Consider the following 19,681-nt stretch of genomic DNA (forward strand, 5'->3'; position numbering starts at 1 on the left):
GCGCGCCGTCTAGATCGGCTTCGGCCTCGGGCGTTCGCCGCGCACGGTCACCGTCTCCACGTCGCCGAATTCGGACGGTGAGACGAAATCGCGGCGGAACCAGGGATAGTCTGCGCTGTCGAAAATCTCGCGCAGCCAGTCGATCACCTTCCTCACCCGCGTCACCCGGCGCTGGTCGGGGTGATAGACCATCCACAGCGTGATCGGCACCACCAGCCCCATATCCACGTGGACAAGGCCCGGAAAGGTGTGGGCGGCGTAGGTGGGCAGCATGGAGATCACCGCGCCGGCACGGGTCGCCTCGCTGATCACCGCCGAGCTGTCGGTGGTCAGCGATGCGTTCATCATCTGCTTGATGGCGCTGGCCTCCTTGGGCCAGTGGGTCTGCTGCTGGCGATAGCTCACCAGATCGCCGATGCGGTGGTTGAGCACGTCGGCAAGTCCCGACGGCGGGCCGTAGGTGTCCAGATAATGGCGTGAGGCGAACGGGACGTAGTGCAGGGTGGCCAGCTGGTTGGCCACATAGGCCATGCGCTTGGACTCCACCATCTGCAAGGTCACGTCGGCGCCCTCCGGCGCGCTTTCGCCCTCCACCCGCGTCAAGATCTCCAGATTTATCAATGGGTTGGCTTCCACAAAGCCGGGCAGGTGACGCGCAATCCAGAACCCGGCCAGCCCCTCAGGCGCCGCCAGGCGAACCGTGCCGGCGTCGGCGCGGTCGGCCTGGTGAGCAATGCGTTCGATGTCGCCGGCGGTGGACTGCATGATCTGGACCTGGGTCCAGATGCGCTCGCCCACATCGGTCAGCTCCACCCCGTCGGCGCCGCGCGTCACAAGACGGGCGCCGATGCGTGTCTCAAGCTGCTCCAGGCGCCGGCTCACCGTGGGCTGACCGATGCCGAGCCGTCGCGCCGCCGCACTCATGGTACCGGCCGCCACCAGGGCGTGGAAGATTCTCAGATCATCCCAGTCAAACAATTGCGGGCGCGGAGTGGGGGTCATCGTCTGCTGTCGTCCGATTTGCGTATGGGGGCCATTCCAACATCGCAGACGCACGTTGCGCATCGAAAAAGTAAACAAGCGCTTAACGTTGCGGGGGGCGAATATGTACGACTACAGTCTGCAAGGCGAGTCTGCGTGTGGTGAAGCTGCGCGGACGGATAAGCTTCGTGACATACTTGCGCGCCGCGGGTTCACGCCCAGCGCCGACCTCGCCGACATCAAAGCTGCGCTGGATCTGGGCGCCCGGACGCTGGGCGGCGAGCTCGTTCCGGCCGAGAGGGTGCGCGCGTGCGAGCTGAAGACCCGGCGCTGCTTTTTCCGCCGCACCGACGAGGCCGGGCTCACCGACGGCTTCATTGCGCTGCTTTACCTGAACGCGCACGGCTTCAAGGCCCTGATGTACCGGCGGTTTTCGCCCGCTGACCCGGATCTTGAGCATTTGTGCGAGCCCGGTGAGCGCGCCGACGCGATCTATGTCTGGTGCCTGACCGGATCGACGCCTCACGCCAAGCGCGCGGTCGTTCGCGCGGTCACCGAGGCGCGCCGCCGGGCCTTCCCCGACATCGCGCTGTTCGCCCGCCCGGTCAGCCGGGAAGGGCAGATGATGACCGCAGCGCTGGACGGGCCCAAAGGCGGCGCCTTTCTGGGCTGGGTGCCCGCGCATGAACGGTCCTGAAAACAACCAAGCCACTGGGGGCGAATGATGGACGGTATGCTGGCGGACGAATTCGAGCCGCGTTTACGGGTGCGCGTGGCGCGTTCTCTGGACGATCTGCAGAAGGTCATGGTGGTGCGTGCGCTCGTCTACATGCACGAGCAGGACTGCCCCTATGAGGAAGAATATGACGGCAATGACTTCTCCGGCGCCACCCATCTGATCGTGGAGATGGGCGACGAGCCCGTGGGCTGCCTGCGCATGCGCTGGTTCGCCGGGTTCGTGAAGATCGAGCGGGTCGCCCTGCGCCCGCAGGCGCGCTCCGGTCATGCCGGCAAGCTGATCATGGAGACCGCGATCGAGATCCTGCGCCGCAAGGGCTACACCCTGCTCATGGGTCAGGTTCAGCATCAGCTGCTGGAGTACTGGAAGCGGCGCCACGGCCTGACACATCGTGAACATCGCGGGGTTTTCGTTTTCTCCGACAGGGCCTACGCTGAAGTGGAGGGGCGGTATGATCCCCATCCAGACGCGTTGACCATGGACAGCGACCCTCTCGTCCTCGACAGGCCGGAGGGTGACTGGGACCGGCCGGGGCCGCTGGACGAATCCATCCGCCGGGGTGCGTCGCCGGCGCAATATGAGCGGGCGCGCAGCGTGCAACCGGCGCGCTAGACGGCGATAAAGGGAGCGGCGTGATGCTGTTAGGCGTTCCAGTTCTTCTTTGCCTTGACCTCCAGATGGAGTTCGCCGCGCCGGGCCGCCCTTGGGCGGATCCCGACGGCGAGGAGATCGGCGCTCTGTGCGCGGACATCATCGCCGCCGCGCGGGCCAACGCCTGGACCCTGGTCCACGCCCAGCTTCATCAGGGCGGCCCCTTGATGGCGGGCATGGGCATGACCCAGCCGATCCCGGGCTGCGAGCCGCGCCCCGGCGAGGTACTGCTGCGCCGCGCGGGCGTGTCGGCCTACGCTCACCCGGATCTGGACGGAATTCTGGAGGGAAGCCTGGGCTCGCAGGCCTATCTGATTGGTTTTTCCGCCGGCACCTCCTTGAGCGCCACCTTGTTTGACGCCCAGGACCGCGGCCATTCGCTGACCCTGATCGAGGAGGCGGTGGGCGCCGCCGACGTGGGCGAATGGGCGTCTGAAGAAAATCGCGCCCTGTGCATCGACTCGGCGCGGCGCATGGAGCGCTCCACATCGCTGGAGCGGCTCCCGGTGCTGCGCCCCCGGGCGAGCGCCGCCGCGCGCGCGGCTGATCATTTCTGAAATCGGGTCCGGCGCAGGGTCACCCCTTGCGCGCGGCGCGCGAACGCGCTGCTCTGGGGGCGTTGATAGCCCGGGGAGACCGATATGCGCCTTTTGACCGCCGCCCTTGCCTGCGCCGCCGCCGCCGCGAGCCCCGCGTTCGCCGATGATCACGCGCCGCGCTGGTCCATCGTGGTCCATGGCGGCGCCGGGGTGATCGAGCGCGGCGACATGGATGCCGCCGCCGAGGCGGCCTACCGCGCCGCCATGGCGGATGCGGTCCGGACGGGGGGCGAGATTCTCGCCGGTGGCGGATCGGCCATGGACGCGGTGGAGACCGTCATTCGCGCCCTCGAAGACGACGAGAAATTCAATTCCGGGCGCGGCGCGGTGTTTACCTCCGAAGGCCGCAACGAGCTGGACGCCTCCATCATGCGCGGCTCGGATTATCAGGCCGGCGCTGTGTCAGGCGTCACCCAGGTGCGCCATCCCATTACGCTGGCCCGCCGGGTGCTGGAGGACAGCCCCCACGTGATGCTGCAGGGACCCGGCGCGGAGGCGTTCGCCGGCGAGCAGGGGCTGGAGCGTGTCCCGGCGAGCCATTTCTTCACCGAGCGGCGCTGGGCCGCCATGGAGCGCCAGAATGCGCGCCTTGGCCTTGACATCCCCGCCCGCCCCGAAGGCGCGCCCGAGCCTGAGCCCGTCAATGAAGGCGCGCTGGACCTGATGGAGCGCGAGCATGCGTTCGGCACTGTGGGCGTCGTGGCCATGGACGAAACCGGCGAGATCGTTGCAGGCACGTCCACCGGCGGGACCACCTCGAAGCGCTGGGGCCGGGTCGGCGATTCGCCGATCATCGGGGCGGGCACCTACGCCACGCCGGACTGCGGCGTCTCGGCCACCGGAACCGGAGAGTATTTCATCCGCCTCAACGTGGCGGCGCGCATCTGCACCTATCTCGAAGCCGGGCAAAGCGCGGACGAGGCGCTCAGCGCTGTGATCATGGACGAGCTGACCGCGCTCGGCGGCGATGGCGGCGTGGTCATGCTCGCCCACGGCCAGCCCGCCTGGGCCTTCAACACCGCCGGCATGTATCGCGCGAGCCTTGTGGAGGGCGGTGAAGCCGTGGTGTCGATCTATGGGGATGAGGACTGACAGCCGCCGCGCCTGGAATGGCGCGCGCCGGTCAGTCCCGCTTCACCTTCTGCTGAAGGGCCTGCGCGCCGCCGGCGAGAACCAGGGCGACCATAAGCGCCAACGCCAGATTCTCGAAGACGATCCAGATAAAGCCAAGCGTGATCACGAACGCGCCAAGGCTGAACCCTGCACGTTTCAAACCACCTTGCCGCTCGTCGTCTGAGGGGGATTTTGGCGCGTCGCTCATTGTATCCGTCGATTAGAACAGATCCGATGATGCGGACAGGTACGATGAGGTCAAGCACCACGCCGCCCTTTCATTTAGTTTCAAATGTAACTAAATTGATAAGGCAGAACGTCATCACTGGAGGCCCCCATGGCCCGCAAATGGATTTACGCCAGCCGCACCGAAGGGACCGCCTCGCGTCAGGCGCACGCCGACTTTCCAAAAGAGGCGCCCTATGAGCGCGAGATGAGCAAGGAGGGGTTTTTCGGCCCCGCCGCCTTCCTGCATCACAAGCGCCCGCCCACCGGCTGGACTGATTTTGAGGGTCCGCTCAAACCCCGCGCCTTTGATCTGAACCGTCTGAACATCGCCGAAGCCTCACCCTGGGGCGCGGCGAGCGTGCTTGGCAATTCCAACATCGATATCCGCTTCTGGAAGCTGGACGGCGCCATGGAGACGCTCGCGCGCAACGGCGACGGCGACCAGCTCCTGTTCATCCATCAGGGCACGGGGTCGCTGTTCTGCGATTTCGGGCATCTGGAGTACGCCGCCGGCGACTATGTCGTCCTGCCGCGCGGGACGATGTGGCGCCTGGCGCCCTCTGCGCCCACCGCCGTGCTCATGGTGGAGGCCACCAACACCCATTACACCCTGCCGGACCGGGGTCTGGCCGGTCCCCACGCCGTGTTCGATCCGGCGATCCTGGACGTGCCGGCCATGGACGAGGCGTTCCGCGCCCAGCAGGCCGACGCAGACCACGAATGGACCGTGCAGGTAAAGAAGCGCGGCCAGGTCTCCACCATCACCTATCCCTACAATCCGCTGGACGCGGTGGGCTGGCATGGCGAGCTGCATCCGGTGCGCCTGAACGTGAAAGATATCCGGCCGCTGATGAGCCACCGCTACCACCTGCCGCCCAGCGCCCACACCACCTTCCTGTCGGACCGCTTCGTGGTGTGCACCTTCGCGCCGCGCCCGTTCGAGACTGATCCCGGCGCGCTTAAGGTGCCGTTTTTCCACAATAATGACGATTACGACGAGGTCTTGTTCTACCACGCCGGCGATTTCTTCAGCCGTGACAATATCGATGCGGGCATGATGACCTTCCACCCCTCCGGCTTCACCCACGGCCCGCATCCGAAGGCTCTGAACAACATGATGGAGCAGAAGAAACCGGCCACTGACGAATACGCCGTCATGATCGACACCCGCGATCCCCTGGACGTGGGCGACGGCGCCGCCAGCGTGGAGAACCCCGACTACGTGAACAGCTGGAAGCCGAAGGCCGCGGCGGAGTAGGGTGGAACTTAAAGAAGTCTTTGAAACTGTGAGAATTTGGGCCTCTAACGAGCCGGAAATTATTCGCCTTTGGATATTTGGTTCGCGAGCAAAAGGCTGCCATTGTGAAGAGAGCGATCTCGATGTGGCGGTCGAGGTTGGTGCTTCGGAGCACGCTAGTGCGGAGGGGATATTCCCATTTCGTAAAAGAAGGTGGGCTAACGACTTATGCGATTTGACCGGCCTTGAGATCGACCTCTGGCTTGTGTGTGATGATGACCAAATAGTATTGCCCGCGGTCCTAGATCACGGATTGCTAGTTTACGAGGATACTGCCCCATGAAACTCGCCACACTGAAATCGACCTCCCGCGACGGCCGCCTGGTGGTGGTCAGCAAGGATCTGGCGTATTGCGCCGACGCCACCATGATCGCGCCCACCCTGCAGGCGGCGCTGGATGACTGGGCGCGCTGCGAGCCGGAGCTGCGCAGCCTGTCCGAGGAGCTGATGCGCGAATCGATCCCGCGCGAGCGCTTCCACGAGCATGACGCGCTCTCCCCGCTGCCCCGCGCCTTCCAGTGGGCGGACGGCTCGGCCTACGTCAATCACGTGGAGCTGGTGAGGAAGGCGCGCGGCGCGGAAATCCCGGAGAGCTTCTGGACCGATCCTTTGATGTATCAGGGCGGCTCCGACGCCTTCCTCTCACCGCGCGAAGAGATCCCCCTGGGCGATGACAAATGGGGCTGTGATTTTGAAGGCGAGGTGGCGGTGATCACCGGGGACGGGCCGCAGGGCCTGTCGGTGGACGCCGCCGCGAAGGAAATCCGGCTGATCATGCTGGTGAACGACGTGTCCTTGCGCGGCCTGATCCCCGGCGAGCTGGCCAAGGGGTTTGGCTTCTTTCAGTCCAAACCGCCCACGGCCTTTTCCCCGGTGGCGGTGACGCCGGACGAGCTTGGCGACAAGTGGGATGGGCGCAAAGTGCACCTGCCGCTCACCAGCTGGCTCAACGGCGAGAAATTCGGCGAGCCGGACTGTCATGTGGACATGACGTTCGATTTTGCGCAGCTGGTGGCCCACGCCGCGAAAACCCGCCCGCTCACCGCCGGCTCCATCGTGGGTTCGGGCACCATCTCCAACAAGTTAAACGACGGCCCGGGCAAGCCGGTAAGCGAGGGCGGAAAAGGCTATTCCTGCATCGCCGAGATCCGCATGATCGAAACGATTTACGACGGCGAGCCGAAGACGAAATTCATGACGCCGGGCGATGTGATCCGTATCGAGATGCTGGACGATCACGGCAAGTCCATCTTCGGCGCCATCGAGCAGACGGTGGTGCGCTACGAAGGGTGAGCCTGTGCGGACGATCGCCGTCTATCTGGCCGCAGCGCTTGCAGAAATTGCGGGGTGCTTCGCATTCTGGGCGTGGCTGCGGCTCGACAAATCCATGTGGTGGGTCGTCCCCGGACTGGCCTCGCTCGCCCTGTTCGCCTACCTGCTGACCCTGGTGGAGGCGATCGCCGCCGGGCGCGCCTATGCGGCCTATGGCGGGGTCTATATTGCAAGCTCGCTGGCCTGGCTGTGGCTCATGGAAGGGCTGCGACCGGACCGGTGGGACCTGATCGGCGCGGCGATCTGCCTGCTCGGCGCTATGGTCATTCTGGCCGCGCCGCGAACCGTCGCCTGACTTAAAGCACCACCGGGGCCAGCACGAAGGGCAGGGCGACAAGCCCCGCCGCCAGCCAGCGCGCCCGGCCCATCTTGCGCCAGGATTTCACAAGCCCCGTGCGCCAGCGCGGCGGCGCCTTGTCCTGCTTGGCGATCCTTAGGGCGTAGATCACCACGCCGGTGATCGCCAGTCCGCTCAAGAACACGCCGAAAACAAACCAGAGCGTCTTCGTCCAGTAGCCCCCGAACGTGCCGAAATGCAGCGGGTCGGCGGCCTCGGCGATGCGGGTGTGAAGGCTCAGGCGCGATGGATCCACATCGCCGAGAATCGCGCCGGTGGCCGGATCGGCCCAGACCACGTTGGCGCGCGGACGCACCAGGATGGCGCGGCCCGAATGGCCGTGGATCTGGAACAGCCCGTCCTCGCCACGTGGCCAGTAGACCTGGGCGATGCGATAATCCGGGCGTTCGGACAGCAGCTCGTCCACCGCACGGTTCACCGCCGCGCCGGGGGTCGCAACGGGAGTCGCGGCGAGGGATGGGCCTTGCGCGAGCGATATCGGGGCCGGCGGACGTGACGGGTTCGCGGCTGGCGCGGCGGCGCCCCATTGTTCGGCGAAATACCAGAAACTGGTGAGGATCATCAGCACGACGAACCAGATCGACCAGAGCCCGGCGAAGCGATGCAGATCGCCGATAAAGGCGCGCGCCGTGCGCCCCTTGGGCAGGCGGAAAAAGCCCCGCCACCACTTTTTATAGACCCAGAACGACGTGACGAGACTGAACGCCAGGAACACCGCCGCAAGGCTGACCAGCGACACGCCCCATTTCACCGGGATCATGAGATGGCGGTGAGCGTTCCTGAGAAAGCGTTGAAACCCGGGCCACGGCCCGGTCCCGGTCACCTCGCCGGTGCGTGGGTCGACATAGATGTGAAACGGCCCGTCTTCACCGCGCATCACCACGTCGAATGTGGCGGCGGGATGGATCGGGCCGTAGACGTTCAGGACTTCAGCGTCCGGCGCATGGGCCGAGGCGGCGTCGCCGACCGCGCCCCAGCTCACCCGGTCCTCCACCGGTGTCGGCGCCGCCCACATGGCGGGCCGGGCCATCCAGTCCATCTCATAGGAGAACACCGCCAGCGTGCCCGTCACGAAGACGAAAGCCAGAAACAGCGACATCTGCAGGCCCGCCCATTGATGCAGGCGCCACCAGATGGAACGCTTTTTCACGTTCGGCTCGCTGGCGCGGGCAGGGGGAGCACCCGCCCCGGCCGGAGGCCTGCTCGCGGCCGGGTTGGCGTTCCCCTGGCTGACGGGTCCCTCTACCACCGCCGTCCGATCTCCAGGAAGATCGAGCGCGGCTCGCCGGGGAAGTGCCCCGTACGGTCGATAAAGCCGGAGGCCGCATAGGTTTCGTCAAACAGATTGTCGGCCCGCAGCACGGCGCGCCACACATCCGTCTCGTAGATCAGCGAGGCGTCGAAGATGAGATAGGGACGTACTTTCTGGCCGGAGAGCGACTGGCGCACGTTCACATAATCGCCGCCGAACGCGATCGCGGTGTTGATCTGCGGGAATTGATAGCGCGTCCAGAAACCGGCCGAGTGCTCCGGCGCATTGGCGAAGCGGTCGCCCACGGCGTTTGTAATGCTCGCTCCCGTGGTTTCGGTGATGCGCGCATCGTTATAGGCGTAGCTGAACGTGCCGACCCAGTTCGGCGTGATGTCGGCGGCGATCGTGGTCTCGAACCCGTCGCTGGTGATCTCGCCGAAGGTGATCAGTGCGCCGGCCGGGGCGTTCGGATCGGGATCGGCCTGGGCGATGTTGGTGCGCACGATATGGTATGCCGCCACCGTGCCCTGGAGGCGTCCGCCGTTCAGCGCAAAGCGCAGGCCGCCTTCGACGATTTCGCCCTCGGACGGATCGATGAGGTTTCCGTCCGCATCAAACGAGCCCGGCCCGGCCGGTTCAAAACTGTCGGCGCTCTGCACGAAGGCGGAGACCTCGTCGGTGACGCGGTAGACCGCGCCGAGCCGGTAGGTCAGCGCCTCGTCCTCTGCGCTTCCCGAGACCACACGGCCGTCATCGAAGCGCTGGGTGGTGACGTCTTCAAAGCTGTCGAAGCGCAGGCCGCCGGTGAGGATCAGGCGATCCACCGTCAGCTCGTTGAGTAGATAAGCGCCCGCCCGCTCGGCTTCGAAGAAGCGGTCACCGAACGGCGCCACCGTGGTGTAGGTCGACGGATCGGTCTGACCGTAATCAGGGTTCAGCAGCCCGAGAGGGTTCGGCTGGCCGTCGTTGCCGGAGACGTTGTCGCCGCGGGCCAGGTCGTACACCAGCCCCCGCTCGTCGGTGAACCAGTCCGCCCCCACGAGCACGCGATTGGCCATGCCGGCGATTTCGGTCTCCCATATGGCGTTGGCGCCGGCCGACCAGGATTCGCCCGGACGCAGCTGGTCGCGGAACTCGCGAACCATGACCAGCTCGGCGTCCGCAGGGTTGGCCACGGCCGCGCCTGAGGCGTCGACGAACTGGCCAAGCGAATTCTGGCGCGGGAACAGGCCGCGCGGCTCGTGATATTGTTGCCGTTCCTCGGCGTCATTGTAACGCAGGCCGAAATCGACGCTCAGCGAGTCGGTCAGCTCATAGTCCACAAGAGCCTGAAGCACGGTGGATTGCAGGCGCAGAAAGTCGCTCGGTTCATTATGGTTCCAGCGCCGGTCGGTGCGGAAGCGGCCGAAATCATCCACCGGAACGCCGCGCAGACGGTTGGCGCCCAGATCCTGATCGTAATGGGTCGCCTGCAGGGTCAGCTCCCCGCGGCCCAGATCCACGAGCAAGCCGGCGTCGACAATCTGCGATGTGCTGTCGGCGTTGGCGCGCGGAAGGTCGCGGTCCTCGAAGAACACGCCCGCACGCGCGGCCACCCGTTCAGAGAGCGTGCCTTCGGCCTCGATGGCGGCGCCATAGCGCGCCTCGGTTCCAACGGTGAGGCGCGTCTCCATCGACTCCTCGAACCGGGGCTTCTTGGTGACGTAATTGAACAGACCGCCCGGCGCACCGGGGCCGTAGAGCATTCCCGATGGTCCTTTGAGATAGGCGATACGTTCAATGTTGAAGAGTTGCGGTACGGAGAAGCCGGCGTAGGGATCGCCGCGCAGCCCGTCGAAGAAAATTTCCTCCTGGCGAAAACCGCGCGCGGTGACGCCGGCGTAGCTGAAGAAATCCACCCCGGCGAGATTGCGGTAAAGATCCTGGGCGTCGCGCGCGCCCTGGTCCTCGATAAGTTGCTCGTTGATGATCTGGATCGTCTGCGTGGACAGGAGCGGATCGATCGGCAGCTTGCCGGATTCAATCTCTCCGATGCGGTAAAGGGCGCTGGCGCGGCCTGTGACCACGATCGTGTCTTCCGGGTCGGCGGTGCGGTCGGCTGCTTCACTGATCTGGGCGAAAGCCGGTCCGGCGACACACACCGTGAGGATGGCTGCGGCGGAAACGCCGGCGAGAAGCGTACGCATCGAAAGATCCTTCCCAAGGGGGTGCAAATGAGAATGATCCGCAAAAACCAAAGATGAGAATGATTGTCAATACCGGATTCCGCCGGGCGCCCATGGGGGCCCGGCGAAAGCGCTGACGAGCGCCAGCAGGGCGTTGGGGGTGGGGACGTGGCCGGGGCCGGGCCGCCCGGTTTTCAGGTCGGGTTCAAGCCGCACCGCCTTCAGCTGAACGGCAATCCGCATGCAGAAGCCCGCGTCCCGCAGCGTGAAAACGGCGGCGAAACACTCGACCGCGATCCTTTGTGAAATCTGCGGCGGCCGCAGGCTGTGAGCCGCACGTGGTTAGTTCACGCTCGCATTGGACCGCTTGAGCACGTAGCGTTCCCCATCGAAGCCCTCGAACAGTTCGGCGCATTTGGGATGGGCCACGCCGCCATTATGGGCGTCGGGCACCAGGTTCTGCTCCGACACATAGGCGGGGTAGAAGGTCTGATCGTTCTCCGCCAGCAGATGGTAGAAGGGTTGATCCTTCTTCGGACGTATTTCCTCGGGGATGGACAGCCACCACTCTTGCGAGTTGGCGAACTCGGGATCGACGTCATAGATCACCCCCCGAAACGGGAAGAGGCGATGACGCACGACGTCTCCGATGGCGAATTTGGCCTGTCTCATGGCGGCCATGGTGAAGTCTCTCCCTTGCTTTAGCGTTAAACATAAGCCTTCGCGGCGCAGGTTCGAGACCCCTTGCTGGTCTTGATCGCGGCATGCCGGCTCATGCGCCGCTTTTCCTTCGCGCCAAGCGTGTTATCCTGTCACAAACGGTATTGGATATGTCCGGTTCACCCCCGTCTGAGCTTGCGCCGCACCGGCGCGCCGGACGGGCGATCCGCCGGACACAAAAGGACAGACGACATGGCAAAGGACGCAGCCGGATCCGGACCGGCGCGGCCGCGCCCGAGTAGGGGCCGACGCAAGGGCGCGTCCGACCCCGTCTACGGAGCGATCGATCTGGGCACCAATAATTGCCGCCTGCTGCTGGCGCGCCGCCAGGGCAAGGGCCTGCGCGTGGTGGACGCCTATTCGCGCATCGTGCGCCTGGGCGAGGGGATGACCGCGTCCGGCAGGTTGTCCGAGGCGGCCATGGAGCGTGCTATCACCGCTCTGAAAGTGTGCGCCGAGCGTCTGAAGAAGCGCGAGGTGGTGAAGATGCGCTGCATCGCCACCGAGGCCTGCCGCGCCGCCGAGAACGGTCGGGAGTTCATCGACCGCGCCATCGAGGCCACCGGCCTGCCGCTGGAGATCATCACCGCGGAAGAGGAAGCGCGCCTGGCGGTTCTGGGCAGTCTTGATCTCATGGACGAGACCATGGACGCGGCGCTGGTGCTGGATATCGGCGGCGGGTCCACCGAGCTGTGCTGGGTGGATCTGGCTGAATGGCGCGCTCGCGGAGGCTACGCGTCGGGCGGCCGCCCGCCTTTGCGCGGCTGGTCCACAATGCCGCTGGGGGTCGTCACCCTCTCCGATCACTTTCCCGAACCCGAAGGCGATGCGGCGCGCGCCGAATGGTATCGCGCCATGAAGGCCCACGCCGCGAAGCATCTCAAACCGCCCAAGGGCGCGCGGCGCATGCGCCCGGTGTTCAACGCCGGCAAGGCGCATCTGGTGGGCACGTCGGGCACCGTCACCTCGGTGGCCGGGGTCCACCTCAATCTGGAGCGCTACATGCGCGACCGGGTGGACGGTCTGTGGATGAGCGTTCCCGAGGCGCGCGCCGCCTGCGACCGCCTGTCGTCGCGCGATCGGGCGGGCCGGGCGCAGGAGGGCTGCATCGGCGAGGAGCGCGCCGAGCTGGTTGTGGCCGGCTGCGCCATCTATGAAGCGGTGCTTGATGCATGGCCGGTGAGCCGTGTGCGCATCGGCGACCGCGGCCTGCGCGAGGGCATGCTGCACAATCTCATGCGGCCGCGCCGGCGGCGCGGCAAGCGGGGCGGATCAGGCGGACGCCCGGCCGCCGGGAAGGACGAAGCATGAGCCAGGACGATCACGAAAACGGCGAGGGCGGCCAGGGCGGTGAAGACGGCGCAGGCGACGATAAGCGCCGGCGCCGGCGCTCGGGCCCTGTGACCAAGGGCGGCGATGCGCGCGCGGCCAAGCAGTTTCACACCCGTGTGAAGACTGCGCGCGGGCGCAAATACTCCTCCAAGCTCTGGCTGGAGCGCCAGCTCAACGATCCTTACGTGGCCCGCGCCAAGCAGGACGGCTATCGCTCGCGCGCCGCCTACAAGCTCATCGAGCTGGACGACAAGTTCCACCTCATCAAGCCGGGCATGCGCATCGCCGATCTGGGCGCCGCGCCGGGCGGCTGGACGCAGGTCGCGCTGCGGCGCGGCGCGTCCCACGTGGCCGGCGTCGATCTTCTGGAGATGGAGCAGGTACCCGGCGCGATCCTTCTCACCCTGGATTTCACCGAAGAGGGCGCCGACACGGTTCTCAAGGAGGCGCTGGACGGTCCGGCCGATCTGGTGATTTCCGACCTGGCGCCGTGGACCACCGGCCACAAGGCCACCGATCATCTGCGCATCGTGGCGCTGGTGGAGCTGGCCGCTCACTTCGCCATGGACGTGTTGCGCCCCGGCGGCGGCTTCGTCGCCAAGGTGTTCCAGGGCGGCGCCACCACCGAGCTGCTGGATCTCCTGAAGAGCCGCTTTTCCAAGGTGCGCCATTACAAGCCCCCCGCCAGCCGTCAGGAAAGTGCGGAAACCTTCCTCATCGCCACGGGCTTCAAGGGGTAGGGCGAGCCGTCCGCGGACCGGCCTCGTTCTGCTCGCCGCCGCATCAAATCGCAGCCCGTTTTCTGCGCCATGGATGCTGCGGATGGAGCCGCCGCTACGCTCCGTTTTCAAATTTACGAACAAGAGCTGATTTATAGACCTCAGAAGTTGTTCCAGAAGTTACTGAAAAATAATGTATTTCTTATTCCCGCCACATTGCGTGACGGATTTACAACGATCGTGTTGCGCGCGGCAGATCATTGCCAGCTGATCGCAGCGCTCGCGATTGTGCGACTGCACGCCGCCAGTGCAGGGAGGGGGTCTTCGATTTTTGTCATCGAACCTTCATTCGAGGAAACCACATGCGAAACTTCAAATCCGGACTGACCCGGACGACGATTCTGGCGGGCTTCACCGGCATGGCGCTCTCCGGGGCCGCCTTCGCCCAGGCCGAAGAGGGCGAGACCGAAGCCTCCCAGGCCGACACCATCACCGTCACCGGTTCGCGCATTGTGCGTGAAGACTTCACCGGGTCCGCTCCGGTCGTCTCTGTCGACGCCGAGAACATCCAGAATTCCGGCGCCACCAACCTGACGAACTTCCTGCAGGACTTTCCCGCCCTGGTGAACTCGTTTGACAGCCAGGACAGCGCCGACACCGGCAATTCCGGATCCGCCGGCCTGAACTTGCTGAACCTGCGCAATCTCGGCACCGAGCGCACGCTGGTGCTGGTGGACGGCCGCCGCCATGTGGCCCAGAGCGAAGGTTCGGCCTCGGTGGACATCAACACCATCCCGGTGGGCCTGGTCGAGCGCGTTGAAGTGCTCACCGGCGGCGCATCGGCGGTGTACGGGGCCGACGGCGTTTCCGGCGTGGTGAACTTCGTGCTGCGCGACACCTATGTGGGCGATCAGGTCCGCGCTCAGGTCGGCACGACCGAGGCGGGCGGCGCCGACAATGTGTTCGTCAGCGCGCTTTCCGGCCGCGACTTCCTCGACGGCCGTCTGAACCTGACGCTGGCCGCCGAATACGCTCATGACACCAGCCTGAACGCCCGCGATCGCGATTTCCTTACGCCCGGCCGCCGCTGGACGCTGGTGGATAATCCCGCCGAGCTCAACGGCGATGATCCCAATGTCGTCGACCGCATCTTCGTGCGCGACGCGCGCTATATCGACACCGCCCGAGGCGGCCTTGTCTACACCGACTTCTCCGGCGTTCCCGGCGACCTGGCCGGTACGGGCATCAATTTTGAAGGCAATGGCGATGTGTACCGGCCGGGCCAGTACACCGGCGGCTTCATCACCATTGGCGGCTCCGGCACGCGCCTGGACGATTTCGTCGACGAGGTTCTGCCCGAGAACGAGCGCGTCGTGCTGAACTCCACCGCGCGCTACGACCTCACCCCCAACCACGCCCTGTTCGGCGAGCTGAAATACGTCGAGACCAATACCGGATTCCAGGGCCAGCCTACCTTTGACTACTTCATCCCGATCGCCGGCGATGCCGCGTTCATGCCCGACTCGATCCGCGCCTCAGCCGGCGGCGGCACGGTCTTCATGGGCCGCGACAATTTCGACCTCGGCTTCACGGGCACCGACATCCAGCGTCAGACCTTGCGCGCGGTGGCCGGCCTTGAAGGTGAGTTCGACGTGCTCGGCGGTTTGACCTACGAAGCGTCCTACGTCTATGGCCGTACCGAAGCGGAAACGGACTATTACGGCGACCGGCTGGAAGACCGCTTCCTGGCCGCCATCGACTCGGTGGTGGACCCGGCGACCGGCGAGATCGTCTGCCGGTCGGACCTGGACCCCACCGCCGTTCCCGGCGGTCTTGATCCGGCTCTGTTCGGCACGACGTTCACGCCGGGCGCAAATTCGGGCTGCGTCCCCGCCAATGTCTTCGGTGAGAATATTTCCCCCGAAGCCGCGGCCTGGATCACCGACACCCAGACCTATCGCGACGAGATCGAGCAGAGCGTCTTCCAGGCCTTCCTCGCGGGCGACAGCGAAGTGTTTTTCTCGCTTCCCGGCGGTCCGGTCGAGTGGGTGCTCGGCGCGGAATACCGTGAAGAAGAATCCCGCGCCTTCGCCTCCGACATCGAGAAGGAATCGGCGGCTCTGGGACAGGATATCAGCTGGATCGGCCAGCGGACCGATTCGTCGGGTTCGTTCGACGTCACCGAATTCTTCGGCGAGATTGAAGCGCCGGTGCTCGCCGGTCTGCCCTTCATCGAAGAGCTGACCATCGACGCCGCCTATCGCTGGTCCGACTACTCCACAGCCGGTCAGACCGACACGTGGAAAGTCGGCGGCATCTGGCGGATCAACGAGCAGGTGATGCTGCGCGGCACGGTCGCTCAGGCGGTGCGCGCGCCGAACATCACCAATCTGTTCCTGCCGCAGACCCAGACCTTCGCCTTCGTGGCCGATCCTTGCGACCGGCGTGCGGTGGATCAGGGCACCGATCTGCGGTTCGAGAACTGCCAGGCGATCCTCGGCGTCGATCTGTCGACCTTCGAGGACACCAAGTCCTCCACGGTCGAGGGCCGCGTCGGCGGCAATCCAAATCTGGTTCCTGAAACCGCGGATACGGTGACCTATGGCGTGGTGTTTACGCCGAGTTTCATCGAAGGCCTGCAGGTGGCGGTGGACTACTATGACATCGAGCTGGAGGACGCGATCCTCAGCGTCAGCCCGCAGGCGCTCGCCGAGCAATGCGTCGACCTGCCGCTTCCCAACCAGTTCTGTGACCTGGTCAGCCGCGATCCGGCCACCGGCCAGATCGATTTCTTCGATCAGTTCTTCGTCAATGTGGGCTCTTACACCACTTCGGGCGTCGACTTTTCGGCGCGGTATCTCAATGATCCGCGTGATTTCGGCATGGAGCGTGACATCGGCACGTTCACCCTCTCGCTGGCCGGCTCTCACCTGGAAAGCCTGACCCTGCAGGACCTGCCGGACTCCGAGCCTGACGAGCAGGCCGGCGACGCCGGCTATCCCGAATGGCAGGCCACCGCCGACGTGACCTGGAACATGGACCGCTGGACCGTGAACTACGGGACGAACTGGTATGACGAGACCCGCCGCTTCGACCGCAACGTCACCGCCGGCGATCCGGACATCGTGAGCCCGGAGTTCATCATGTATGATCAGCGTTGGACCCATGACGTGCAGGTGCGCTACGGCTTCACCGATGCGATCCAGCTCTATGCGGGCGTGAACAATCTGGGCAATCAGCTTCCGGATATCGGCACGCAGCAGACCCCGGTGGGCGCCCTTGGCCGCTCCTACTACGCCGGCGTCAGCGCCGAGTTCTAGACCCCGCAGACGAGGCTGAAGAAGGCCGGGGAGGGAGACCTCCCCGGCCTTTTTTTCGCGCCGAGCCCTGCCGCAGGGCGACTTGAATTCGACGGCGCCTTGACGCGATATGTGAACGGCGTTCACAATTATTGGGTCAACCTAGAAAGGTCCGCCGCCATGGCCGCATCAGCGCCGCGCTATCCGCATCGCCCCGTGCGTCCGATCAAGGCGCTGAGGGCGTTTCGCGATCTGGTCAATGACCGCGACGACACCCGCCATGTCTTCGCGTTCTTCGAAGCGGTGAACGGGCGCTCTCAGGAGGACTGGTTCGACCGGTTCTTCGACAGCGAATACGGGCGCAGCGTGGTCGCCGACCGCGAGCGGATCGGACGTATCCTCACCGACCGGGCGACGCTGGAAAGCCACGGGCCCGGCACGTTCGCGGCGGCGTACCTGCAGTATCTGGACGGGGAAAACCTGCACCCCACCGGCGTTCACGACGCTCACTGGGCGCAGGCGCCACAGGACATGGCGACGCTGCGCGATTCCTATCCGCAGCTTTATGCGCTCACCTATATGATGTCGTTGACCCATGACCTCTATCACGTCCTCACCGGATACGGCCGCGACCCTCTGGGCGAAGCTTTGCTGCTGGTGTTCACCGGGACCCAGACCGGGTTGCGCGGTTCGCGCCTGCTGGGGCGGATGGCCGGCCTTCGCATCCGCGCCGAAATCCCGTCCTGGCCGGTGGGCCGCATGGTGGGTGAGGCGGTGCGCCTGGCGCGCACCTCCACCCAATTTTCTGCGGTGGATTTGCTGGAGCTTCTCCCCCTGAAACTGGACGAAGCCCGCGCCCGCCTGAACCTCGCCCGCCCCGAGCTTTACCTGGCCACCCGCGAAGCGTGGAGGGGACCGGAGCCGGTGACGGCGAAGGTGGCTTAGGCGATACTTTTCAGAGGATTGACTGAAAGCGTGCGGTCCACCGTCTGAAGCAGAATGTTCAGATCGAAGGGCTTTGAGAAAGTCTCGAGCGGAGCCAGATCCTCGATTTTTTGGCGCATTTCAGCGGTGACATCCGCCGTCAGGACAATGCATGGTGCAGGCATGTTTATCTCGCGCCGGATCTGCATGATTGCTTCGATCCCGCTTAGCTCGGGCATGTGGATATCCATCAAGATCAGGTCGGGCCGGGCGGTTCGTGCAAGCTTCACCGCATCACGCCCATTGTGAGCATGCAAAACCTTATAGCCGGCGCCGCCTAGGGCCTCCTGAAGCATCACCGCGTTGGTCATATTGTCCTCGGCGACTAGGACGGTCTTTTCGGGCTCGCGCTTATGCGGCAGCGGGTTTTTCGTCGAGCTTACACTCGTCTGTGTGATGGGCCATTCGACCCAGAAAGTCGCGCCGCCTCCAGGCGTATCCTTCACGCCGATGCGGCCACCAGCGAGCTTCACCAGATCACGACATATAGCCAAGCCGAGGCCGGTCCCGCTATTGCGACGTGTGTCAGAGGAGTCGACCTGTGTAAATCGTTCAAAAATAAGACCTTTCATGGCGTCAGGCACGCCGGGCCCAGTGTCGATCACGCTCACATGGACACAGGCGTCGCCCAAGGGTTCCGCCAGCAGTTTAATCGCGCCGCGATCGCTGAATTTGACAGCGTTGCCGAGCAAATTGATGAGAACCTGCTTGAGTCTGACTGAATCGCCTAACACGTCTTTTGGTAGCAAGCGGTCTATTGAGACAGTGACCATCAACTCCTTCTGAGCCGCTTGCGCGGCGATGGCGCTTCGCGCTGAGCCAATCACTTCGTGAAGGTTGAAGCGCTCCTCGGCAAGGCGCACCTCGCCAGCCTCGATCCGGGCAAGATCAAGCACATCGTCCACCAGGCTCGCCAGCGCGTTCCCGGATTCTCGAAGGGTCTCTAGGTAGAAGCTTTGGCGCTCGTTGACCGGAGTACGCTGAAGCAGTTGCGCCATCCCCAAGACGCCGTTTAGCGGTGTGCGGATTTCATGGCTCATATTCGCGAGAAACCGCGACTTCGCCTCATTCGCTGTCTCCGCCGCTACACGGCGCAGCTCCAAATGTTCTGCATATTCTTGTTGCTCGGTTATATCCTGGAAAGTGCCGGTCAGGCGCGTTGCGACGCCCTCAACCAAAAGAGGCCGCCCGCTGGCCCGCACGAAGATCTGATTGCCGGTGAATGTGATCAGGGGCAGGACTAGATCCCACGCAACGCCTGTGTCGATAGCATTTTGAACCGCTCGCCCGATCGTTTCGGCGGCGTCTCCGTCGTAAAAGTTGACGCCGGCCTCAAGCGTTGGGACGTATTCGTCCGGAACATCATGGATCCGCCGGGTCGTTTCATCCCAGAATACAGTCTGATTGATCAGATCGACTTCCCAGCTTCCTATGCCGGCGATCTCCGCCACTTGCCGAAGCCGCTCGCTTGAGGCTTCCAGTGTCTCGTGCAGCGTTCGCGCTTCAGTCACATCTTCTACGATAAAATAGATGAAGCCGTCTTCGCCTCGGTTAGACCGCCAGACAAGTCTACGGTGCTTGCCGGTCGCGCACAGGTATCGGTTCTCAAAACTGATTACAGGCAGATTGCGGTTTAGCCGCGCTAACGCCTTAAGGGTTGGCGCAACATCGTCGGCGTGAACGAACTGAATGAATTCGGCGCCTTCAAGCTCGGACAGTGGCGCCCCGAGAAGCTTTTCCCAGGCGGCGCTCAGGCGCACAAAGCGCCCGTCTGTCGAAGCGACTCCGACCAGCCCAGGCGTATGAGCAAGAAGGTGTTCCAGGGAGGGTCGGGTCTTCATTCGGGTCTTTCCTGTCGCGCACGCATGTCGCCATCTTCCAGAGCATAACCAGGAATTCCCAAAGAATTTCC

19 protein-coding genes are annotated in these 19,681 nt (G+C 64.6%); 12 read left to right on the plus strand and 7 right to left on the minus strand.

Translation table 11 applies throughout. From position 1 onward, the window contains the following. Window positions 1-9: 9 nt before the first annotated feature. Window positions 10-1,002, minus strand: a complete 993-nt coding sequence (locus tag ACWCOP_RS06160; RefSeq protein ID WP_478250350.1) for a LysR family transcriptional regulator — start codon at window positions 1,000-1,002, stop codon at window positions 10-12. Between the two features lie 103 nt (window positions 1,003-1,105). On the opposite strand from ACWCOP_RS06160, the gene ACWCOP_RS06165 reads away from it, so the two are divergent. The 4 genes from ACWCOP_RS06165 (at window position 1,106) to ACWCOP_RS06180 (ending at window position 4,062) form a co-directional block, all read left to right on the plus strand. Further along, window positions 1,106-1,678 (plus strand): hypothetical protein, encoded by a 573-nt coding sequence (locus tag ACWCOP_RS06165; protein ID WP_478250351.1) that lies wholly within the window; start codon window positions 1,106-1,108, stop codon window positions 1,676-1,678. Between the two features lie 36 nt (window positions 1,679-1,714). Then, window positions 1,715-2,332: a GNAT family N-acetyltransferase gene (locus tag ACWCOP_RS06170; protein WP_478250352.1), complete on the plus strand. Its 618-nt coding sequence runs from the start codon at window positions 1,715-1,717 to the stop codon at window positions 2,330-2,332. Window positions 2,333-2,355: 23 nt separating this feature from the next. Next, window positions 2,356-2,928: a cysteine hydrolase family protein gene (locus ACWCOP_RS06175; RefSeq protein ID WP_478250353.1), complete on the plus strand. Its 573-nt coding sequence runs from the start codon at window positions 2,356-2,358 to the stop codon at window positions 2,926-2,928. Between the two features lie 84 nt (window positions 2,929-3,012). After that, window positions 3,013-4,062, plus strand: coding sequence for an isoaspartyl peptidase/L-asparaginase family protein (locus ACWCOP_RS06180; RefSeq protein WP_478250354.1), 1,050 nt, complete (start codon window positions 3,013-3,015; stop codon window positions 4,060-4,062). Window positions 4,063-4,093: 31 nt separating this feature from the next. On the opposite strand, the gene ACWCOP_RS06185 is transcribed toward ACWCOP_RS06180, so the two are convergent. Beyond that, window positions 4,094-4,291, minus strand: a complete 198-nt coding sequence (locus tag ACWCOP_RS06185) for a hypothetical protein (protein WP_478250355.1) — start codon at window positions 4,289-4,291, stop codon at window positions 4,094-4,096. Window positions 4,292-4,420: 129 nt separating this feature from the next. On the opposite strand from ACWCOP_RS06185, the gene ACWCOP_RS06190 reads away from it, so the two are divergent. The 4 genes from ACWCOP_RS06190 to ACWCOP_RS06205 are packed head-to-tail and all read left to right on the plus strand — an operon-like array spanning window position 4,421 to window position 7,235. Continuing rightward, window positions 4,421-5,569, plus strand: a complete 1,149-nt coding sequence (locus tag ACWCOP_RS06190; RefSeq protein WP_478250356.1) for a homogentisate 1,2-dioxygenase — start codon at window positions 4,421-4,423, stop codon at window positions 5,567-5,569. 28 nt (window positions 5,570-5,597) lie between these two features. After that, window positions 5,598-5,891: a nucleotidyltransferase family protein gene (locus ACWCOP_RS06195; RefSeq protein ID WP_478250656.1), complete on the plus strand. Its 294-nt coding sequence runs from the start codon at window positions 5,598-5,600 to the stop codon at window positions 5,889-5,891. After that, window positions 5,888-6,901, plus strand: a complete 1,014-nt coding sequence (locus ACWCOP_RS06200; protein ID WP_478250357.1) for a fumarylacetoacetate hydrolase family protein — start codon at window positions 5,888-5,890, stop codon at window positions 6,899-6,901. The genes ACWCOP_RS06195 and ACWCOP_RS06200 overlap by 4 nt, the downstream gene beginning before the upstream one ends. Before the next feature lie 4 nt (window positions 6,902-6,905). Next, entirely contained in the window at window positions 6,906-7,235 is a 330-nt protein-coding gene (locus ACWCOP_RS06205) for a YnfA family protein (RefSeq protein ID WP_478250358.1), read from the plus strand. A gap of 1 nt (window position 7,236) precedes the next feature. Here ACWCOP_RS06205 and ACWCOP_RS06210 read toward each other — a convergent pair whose 3' ends face one another. From ACWCOP_RS06210 to hspQ, 4 genes are all read right to left on the minus strand, one after another. Then, window positions 7,237-8,448 carry a PepSY-associated TM helix domain-containing protein gene (locus ACWCOP_RS06210; RefSeq protein WP_478250359.1) on the minus strand — a complete coding sequence of 404 codons (1,212 nt, stop codon included), beginning with the start codon at window positions 8,446-8,448 and terminating at the stop codon, window positions 7,237-7,239. 92 nt (window positions 8,449-8,540) lie between these two features. Next, window positions 8,541-10,736 (minus strand): TonB-dependent siderophore receptor, encoded by a 2,196-nt coding sequence (locus tag ACWCOP_RS06215; RefSeq protein WP_478250360.1) that lies wholly within the window; start codon window positions 10,734-10,736, stop codon window positions 8,541-8,543. A gap of 66 nt (window positions 10,737-10,802) precedes the next feature. Then, on the minus strand, window positions 10,803-10,958 hold the full coding sequence (locus ACWCOP_RS06220; RefSeq protein WP_478250361.1) for a hypothetical protein: 156 nt from the start codon (window positions 10,956-10,958) through the stop codon (window positions 10,803-10,805). 99 nt (window positions 10,959-11,057) lie between these two features. Next, a complete protein-coding gene (hspQ, locus tag ACWCOP_RS06225) occupies window positions 11,058-11,387 on the minus strand; it encodes a heat shock protein HspQ (RefSeq protein WP_478250657.1) in 330 nt (109 codons plus the stop codon). Between the two features lie 240 nt (window positions 11,388-11,627). Between hspQ and ACWCOP_RS06230 the strand changes: the two genes are divergently transcribed. The 4 genes from ACWCOP_RS06230 (at window position 11,628) to ACWCOP_RS06245 (ending at window position 17,730) form a co-directional block, all read left to right on the plus strand. After that, complete coding sequence (locus ACWCOP_RS06230) at window positions 11,628-12,746, plus strand: Ppx/GppA phosphatase family protein (RefSeq protein ID WP_478250362.1); 1,119 nt, start codon at window positions 11,628-11,630, stop codon at window positions 12,744-12,746. Next, window positions 12,743-13,507, plus strand: a complete 765-nt coding sequence (locus tag ACWCOP_RS06235; protein ID WP_478250363.1) for an RlmE family RNA methyltransferase — start codon at window positions 12,743-12,745, stop codon at window positions 13,505-13,507. Before ACWCOP_RS06230 ends, ACWCOP_RS06235 begins: the two co-directional genes overlap by 4 nt. A 341-nt stretch (window positions 13,508-13,848) precedes the next feature. Next, window positions 13,849-16,806, plus strand: coding sequence for a TonB-dependent receptor plug domain-containing protein (locus tag ACWCOP_RS06240; protein WP_478250364.1), 2,958 nt, complete (start codon window positions 13,849-13,851; stop codon window positions 16,804-16,806). A gap of 159 nt (window positions 16,807-16,965) precedes the next feature. Then, the gene (locus ACWCOP_RS06245) at window positions 16,966-17,730 is read left to right on the plus strand and encodes a Coq4 family protein (protein ID WP_478250365.1); all 765 of its coding nucleotides are present in this window, start codon (window positions 16,966-16,968) and stop codon (window positions 17,728-17,730) included. Here ACWCOP_RS06245 and ACWCOP_RS06250 read toward each other — a convergent pair. Then, entirely contained in the window at window positions 17,727-19,610 is a 1,884-nt protein-coding gene (locus ACWCOP_RS06250) for a PAS domain-containing hybrid sensor histidine kinase/response regulator (RefSeq protein WP_478250366.1), read from the minus strand. The two genes, ACWCOP_RS06245 and ACWCOP_RS06250, sit on opposite strands and share 4 nt — an antisense overlap. Window positions 19,611-19,681 lie beyond the last annotated feature (71 nt).

Source organism: Apolloniradiicaulis salifontis, from assembly GCF_053756655.1.

Excerpts from the sequence above, each read along its gene's own strand:
- ACWCOP_RS06160 (WP_478250350.1), bottom strand. The coding sequence starts at position 1,002 with ATGACCCCCACTCCGCGCCCGCAATTGTTTGACTGGGATGATCTGAGA.
- ACWCOP_RS06165 (WP_478250351.1), top strand. The coding sequence starts at position 1,106 with ATGTACGACTACAGTCTGCAAGGCGAGTCTGCGTGTGGTGAAGCTGCG.
- ACWCOP_RS06170 (WP_478250352.1), top strand. The coding sequence starts at position 1,715 with ATGCTGGCGGACGAATTCGAGCCGCGTTTACGGGTGCGCGTGGCGCGT.
- ACWCOP_RS06175 (WP_478250353.1), top strand. The coding sequence starts at position 2,356 with ATGCTGTTAGGCGTTCCAGTTCTTCTTTGCCTTGACCTCCAGATGGAG.
- ACWCOP_RS06180 (WP_478250354.1), top strand. The coding sequence starts at position 3,013 with ATGCGCCTTTTGACCGCCGCCCTTGCCTGCGCCGCCGCCGCCGCGAGC.
- ACWCOP_RS06185 (WP_478250355.1), bottom strand. The coding sequence starts at position 4,291 with ATGAGCGACGCGCCAAAATCCCCCTCAGACGACGAGCGGCAAGGTGGT.
- ACWCOP_RS06190 (WP_478250356.1), top strand. The coding sequence starts at position 4,421 with ATGGCCCGCAAATGGATTTACGCCAGCCGCACCGAAGGGACCGCCTCG.
- ACWCOP_RS06200 (WP_478250357.1), top strand. The coding sequence starts at position 5,888 with ATGAAACTCGCCACACTGAAATCGACCTCCCGCGACGGCCGCCTGGTG.
- ACWCOP_RS06215 (WP_478250360.1), bottom strand. The coding sequence starts at position 10,736 with ATGCGTACGCTTCTCGCCGGCGTTTCCGCCGCAGCCATCCTCACGGTG.
- ACWCOP_RS06220 (WP_478250361.1), bottom strand. The coding sequence starts at position 10,958 with ATGCGGATTGCCGTTCAGCTGAAGGCGGTGCGGCTTGAACCCGACCTG.
- hspQ (WP_478250657.1), bottom strand. The coding sequence starts at position 11,387 with ATGAGACAGGCCAAATTCGCCATCGGAGACGTCGTGCGTCATCGCCTC.
- ACWCOP_RS06230 (WP_478250362.1), top strand. The coding sequence starts at position 11,628 with ATGGCAAAGGACGCAGCCGGATCCGGACCGGCGCGGCCGCGCCCGAGT.
- ACWCOP_RS06235 (WP_478250363.1), top strand. The coding sequence starts at position 12,743 with ATGAGCCAGGACGATCACGAAAACGGCGAGGGCGGCCAGGGCGGTGAA.
- ACWCOP_RS06240 (WP_478250364.1), top strand. The coding sequence starts at position 13,849 with ATGCGAAACTTCAAATCCGGACTGACCCGGACGACGATTCTGGCGGGC.
- ACWCOP_RS06245 (WP_478250365.1), top strand. The coding sequence starts at position 16,966 with ATGGCCGCATCAGCGCCGCGCTATCCGCATCGCCCCGTGCGTCCGATC.
- ACWCOP_RS06250 (WP_478250366.1), bottom strand. The coding sequence starts at position 19,610 with ATGAAGACCCGACCCTCCCTGGAACACCTTCTTGCTCATACGCCTGGG.